We start from the raw sequence: 5,389 nt of genomic DNA on the forward strand, positions 1-5,389 counted from the left end.
GTCTTGTCGAAGGCTTCGCCGAGCGCATCGTCGATGGTTGTCGCCCAGCGCTGATAGTCGCCAACGCCACGCACCGCGACGATCTGCGTGTGGCCGCCGGACACCAGCAGCAACAGGTAGGGAAAATCGAGCCCGTCGGTCAGCCGCGCGGTCAGCGCGTGGCCTTCGAGATGGTTGATGGCGATCAGCGGCTTGTTCGCCGCGGCGGCGATCGCCTTGGCCGTCATCAGCCCGACGATCAGCCCGCCGACCAGGCCGGGGCCGGCAGTCGCGGCAATCGCGTCGATGTCGGCGAGTTCGACGCCTGAATCGGCGAGCGCTGCCTCGATGATGCCGCCCAGCGCCTCGACATGGGCGCGCACGGCGATTTCCGGCACGACGCCGCCGAAGGCGGCATGCTCCTCGATCTGGCTAAGCACGATATCGGACAGGATTTTCGGCGCGCCGCCGCCGTCCAGCGCCACCACGCTCGCGGCGGTCTCGTCGCAACTCGTCTCAATGCCCAGAACGCGGATCAATTCGTCGCTATCCCCTAGAGATTGTGCAACCAGTCTTTCCCCGTTAGGAGGAAGCCGGAAAACGGCCTCAATCTGCCGGGGGTTATCACGGACGGCGCGCCATGCAAACAACCTTGAAAATCGGAACACGCGGCAGCCCGCTGGCGCTGGCGCAGGCGCATGAAACGCAGGCGCGACTGATGGCCGCGCACGGCATGCCGGTTGAGGCATTTGAAGTGGTCGTCATCTCGACCAGCGGCGACCGCATCCAGGACCGGCCGCTGTCGGAAGCCGGCGGCAAGGGCCTGTTCACCAGGGAGATCGAGGAAGCGCTGCTAGCGCGCCGTATCGACATCGCCGTGCATTCGTCGAAGGACATGCCGACGGTGTTGCCCGACGGGCTGGAACTGTCCGCCTTCCTGCCACGCGAGGACGCCCGGGACGCTTTCGTCGGCAAGGCGGCGAAAACGATCGCCGGATTGCCGCACGGCGCAAAGGTCGGTTCGTCGTCGCTGCGGCGCCAGGCGCTGATCCGGCGGATGCGGCCGGACCTCGACGTGGTGATGTTCCGCGGCAATGTGCAGACGCGGCTGCGCAAGCTCGACGAGGGCGTTGCCGACGGCACCATCCTTGCCTATGCCGGGCTGAAGCGGCTCGGGCTCGAAAATGTCATCACCGACCTGATGCCGCTCGACACCTTTCCGCCGGCGCCGGGGCAGGGCGCGATCTGCATCGAAAGTCGCATCGGCGACCTCGATGTGGAAAAGATGCTGACGGCGATCCATGAGGTGCCGACCGGACAGGCGCTGGCCTGCGAACGCGCTTTCCTGGCAGCGCTCGACGGGTCGTGCCGCACGCCGATCGCCGGCCATGCGACGATATCGGGCGGAACGGTTTTCTTTGCCGGCCTGATAATCTCGCCGGACGGTACGCAGTCCCATGAGGTCAAGGCGGAAGGCCCGGTGCAGGATGCCGCCCACATCGGCGAGGATGCCGCCAGGACCGTACGGGCCAAGGCCGGCGAAAAATTCTTCGACGGCTGGGCCTGACATGGTTCGTGTCCTGGTGACGAGGCCGGAACCGGGCGCCTCGCGCACGGCGCAGCGGCTTTTGGACCAGGGTTTTCAGCCGATCCTGCTGCCATTGACCGAAACGGTCGCTCTGCCGGTCGATGCGGACGGGGTCGCAAACAATGCCGTGGCCGTTGCCGTCACCAGCGCCAATGCCGTGCGCCACGCGCCGAAAGAAATCATCGCAGCGCTCGCCGGCTTGCCCTGCCATGCCGTCGGGAAAAGGACCGCGGAAGCGGCCCACACTGCGGGATTCTTCTCCGTCGGCGAAGGCCCCGGCGATGCCCAGGCGCTGGCGGATGCGCTTGCCGGCGGCTACGCCGGACAGACCATCGTCTATCTGTGCGGGCGCGTGCGGTTTTCGGGTTTCGAGCAGCGGCTGCAGGCGGCAGGCGTTCACGTCCGCACCGTCGAGACCTATGATACCGTCGCGCTGGACTGTTCCGACGAAGCCGTTCTTGCGCGCTTGTCCGGCCTGCCGGTCGAGGCGGTGCTGCTCTATTCGGGCAACGCGGCCACAGCGATGCAGGCACTGGCCGGCCGGCCGGCGCTGCTTGGCGTTTTTGAGAGGACAATTTTTTTCGCCTTGTCGGCGCGCATTGCCGCGGCGTTGGACGATGTCGCCGGCGACAGGATCCGGATAGCGCCTGAGCCCAGCGAAGATGCGCTGCTGGGCCTTTTGCAGGCGCGGCGCTGAACCGGCGCCTGCCGCTGCTGCCTGCCCGTCCCGGGCGTCAGCGCTGGGGCGACTGCCTGGATCGGCATGTTTGTTCTTGCTTTGTGCCGGCAGCTGTGCTAAGAAAATGCCTGTCGTGCCCATTCGCGACGACGACCCGCCGCCAAGGCGGGTTTTTTGTTTCTGATCTCCCTGAAGCGCAGATACGGCCCCTGCGGCGTTTTGCCAAAACTGACCTCGAAGCCACGGGCGTCATCACGCCGCCCCTTTTCACCGCTCGGTGATGTGCTAGACCCTTTCTGAACCATCCCGAAGCGAAATTTGCGGAGCCCAAGCATGGTCAAGACGCCGAAGATGCGGCATTCGAAAAGCCGTCGTGAGCCGGTGACCATCGAGCTAGAACCCGGCGCCGTCTCGCGCGTTGCCGACGAGGATGCCGCCAACGGTCGGACCGACGAGGCGAAGGCGGAGGAAGCGGCAAACGCGTCGCAGCCGGAAGCGCCTGATGAACCCGTGCATGCCGATCAGACCGATATCGAGCCGTGGGAACATGCCGACGCGGCCCCGCCGGCCGGCTCGGAAGAGCCGGCAGAGGGCGGCGCCAAAGGTGCCGAAGGACCCAAACCGACTTATCCGGCCGGTTCGGAGGCGTCGGCGAACCGGGCCTTCGACTACAGTTTCGACGACGCATCCGCCAAAGCCAGCGGGACGGGGACCAGCAGCGGGACCGATGAAGCGCCGAAAGAAACCCAGACAGGGAATGAATACATGGCGCAGCCGAAGCGTGGCGGCATCAACGGCATCGCTGCCAGCATTATCGGCGGCGTCATCGCGCTCGCCGCCGCCGGAGGGCTGCAGTTTGCCGGCTTGCTCGGCGCGCCAGGGGCTGGCGATGTCTCCTCGGGCGGCGTATCGCTCGATGGCATCAATGGCGAAATCGCTTCGCTAAAGAGCGAGATCGCCGGGCTCAAGGATACAGCCGGCAACAATGATGCATCGGCCAAGGTGGACGGGCTGTCGTCGGCCCTGGATCAGGTCAAGACGGATGTCGCTGCGCTGAAATCGGCGGTCGAGCAGGGTGGAGCAGGCGACAGTGCCGGGCTTGCAGCCCTTGGCGACAAGGTCAGGCAGATCGAGACGGAGATTGCGGCTCTTGGCCAAACCGGCAATACGGCGCCGGTCGATCTCGGCCCGCTCAACGAAAAGCTGGTCGGGCTCGACGCACTGGTGAAATCCGCCGGCGAGACGGCGAAAGCGCAGGAAGGCCGGCTTGCGGCGCTGGAACAATCCGTGTCGCAGCTTTCCGACAAGCTCGAGGCACAGGCAGCGCAACCGAAGATCGCGCTCGCCATTGCCGCATCGGCGCTGAAGGCAGCACTCGACCGCGGTGCGCCTTTCGCGGCCGAACTCGAAACCTTTGCGGCGATTTCACCCGATGCACCGGAGCTCGCGACCTTGCGTAGCTACGCCGAGAAGGGCGTTCCGACTCGGGCTGAGATCGCCGCCGAAATGCCCGCCGCGGCCAATGCCATGGTCGCTGCCTCGGAGCCCGTCGACCAGAATGCCGGCTTCCTGCAAAACCTGTTGTCGAGCGCCGAATCGCTGGTCAAGGTCCGGCCGATCGGCGCCGTCGAAGGCGCCGGGGCGCCGGAAACCGTCGCGCGTATGGAGGTGGCGGTCAACCAGGGCGACTACGCCAAGGCGCTCGGCGAATACGACACACTGCCCGAGGCGGCCAAGGCCGCCGGCGCCGAATTTGCCGGCAAACTGAAGGCGCGGACCGAAGTCGAGACGCAGATCGAGGCGCTGATCGCCAGTGCGATGAAGGCGTGAGGAAAACCCGATGATTCGCATTCTGCTTTTCCTCGCCGTCGTTTTCGTGCTCGGGCTGGGTTTCGCCTGGCTGGCTGACCGGCCGGGCGAGATGGTCGTCACCTTCAGCGGCTATCAATACCAGGTCAGCCTGATGGTGGCGGCGGTGGCGGTTGTCGCCGTGGTCGCCGCGGTGATGATCGTCTGGTGGCTGCTAAAGGCGCTGTGGAACAGCCCCTACACCATATCGCGCTATTTCCGCGTGCGCCGTCGCGACCGTGGCTATCAGGCGCTGTCGACCGGCATGATCGCCGCCGGGGCCGGTGACGGAGCGCTCGCCCGCAAGAAGACCAAGGAAGCGGCAAAGCTCATTCGCTCCGACCAGGAGCCGCTGATCCACCTGCTCGAGGCGCAAGCCTCGCTGCTCGAAGGCGACCATGAGGGTGCCCGCGAAAAGTTCGAGACCATGCTCGACGATCCCGAAATGCGGCTGCTCGGCCTGCGCGGGCTCTACCTCGAGGCCGAACGCCTCGGCGATCGCAACGCGGCGCGGCACTATGCCGGCCGCGCCGCCGCGATGGCGCCGCAGCTGGCCTGGGCCGCCGAATCGACGCTGGAAGATCTGACCGGGCGCGGCGACTGGGACGGCGCGCTGAAACTGGTCGAGGCGCAGAAATCGACGCGCCAGATCGAACGCGACGCCGCCAACCGGCGTCGCGCCGTGCTGCTCACTGCCAAGGCGCAGGCGCTGATCGACAGCGATCCCAATGCCGCCAAAACCGCTGCTCTCGAGGCCAACCGGCTGCGGCCGGATTTCGCGCCGGCGGCGGTGATCGCAGCCAAACTGCTGTTCAGACAGAATGATGTGCGCAAGGGCGCGAAGATACTGGAAGCGGCGTGGAAAGCCGAGCCGCATCCGGAGATCGCGGAGCTCTACACCCACGCCCGGCCGGGCGATGCCGTGCTCGACCGCCTGAACCGGGCGAAGAAGCTGCAGGAGATGAAGAAGAACCACGCCGAATCATCGCTGGCGGTGGCACGCGCCGCACTCGACGCGCAGGACTTTTCAACCGCCCGCAAAGAGGCCGAGGCAGCCATACGCATGGATCGCCGCGAAGGCGCCTATCTGCTTCTGGCCGACATTGAGGAGGCCGAGACCGGCGATCAGGGCAAGATTCGGCAACTTTTGTCCAAGGCAGTGCGTGCACCGCGCGATCCGGCCTGGGTTGCCGACGGCGTCGTCTCCGAACGCTGGGCGCCGGTGTCGCCGATCACCGGCAAGCTCGACGCCTTTGAGTGGCGGGCGCCGCCGGGGCGGCCCCGGCCCCCCCCCT

4 protein-coding genes and 1 pseudogene are annotated in these 5,389 nt (G+C 66.4%); 4 read left to right on the plus strand and 1 reads right to left on the minus strand.

Annotated features, from left to right (window positions below; translation table 11 throughout):
• Positions 1 to 518, minus strand: a pseudogene (locus EOA86_RS20365) (tRNA (adenosine(37)-N6)-threonylcarbamoyltransferase complex transferase subunit TsaD); the annotation flags it as partial.
• Between the two features lie 101 nt (positions 519 to 619).
• Here EOA86_RS20365 and hemC point away from each other — a divergent pair.
• From hemC to EOA86_RS20385, 4 genes are all read left to right on the plus strand, one after another.
• Positions 620 to 1,546: a hydroxymethylbilane synthase gene (gene hemC / locus EOA86_RS20370; protein WP_128343283.1), complete on the plus strand. Its 927-nt coding sequence runs from the start codon at positions 620 to 622 to the stop codon at positions 1,544 to 1,546.
• A gap of 1 nt (position 1,547) precedes the next feature.
• Positions 1,548 to 2,264 (plus strand): uroporphyrinogen-III synthase, encoded by a 717-nt coding sequence (locus EOA86_RS20375; protein WP_128343285.1) that lies wholly within the window; start codon positions 1,548 to 1,550, stop codon positions 2,262 to 2,264.
• 315 nt (positions 2,265 to 2,579) lie between these two features.
• On the plus strand, positions 2,580 to 4,076 hold the full coding sequence (locus EOA86_RS20380; protein WP_128343286.1) for a COG4223 family protein: 1,497 nt from the start codon (positions 2,580 to 2,582) through the stop codon (positions 4,074 to 4,076).
• Between the two features lie 10 nt (positions 4,077 to 4,086).
• The coding region (locus EOA86_RS20385) for a heme biosynthesis protein HemY (protein ID WP_164891857.1) at positions 4,087 to 5,389 on the plus strand (1,303 nt) is incomplete at its 3' end.

The sequence above is a fragment of the Mesorhizobium sp. M5C.F.Ca.IN.020.32.2.1 genome, from assembly GCF_004023105.1.
In the GTDB taxonomy this organism is placed as follows: Bacteria; Pseudomonadota; Alphaproteobacteria; order Rhizobiales; family Rhizobiaceae; genus Mesorhizobium; species Mesorhizobium wenxiniae.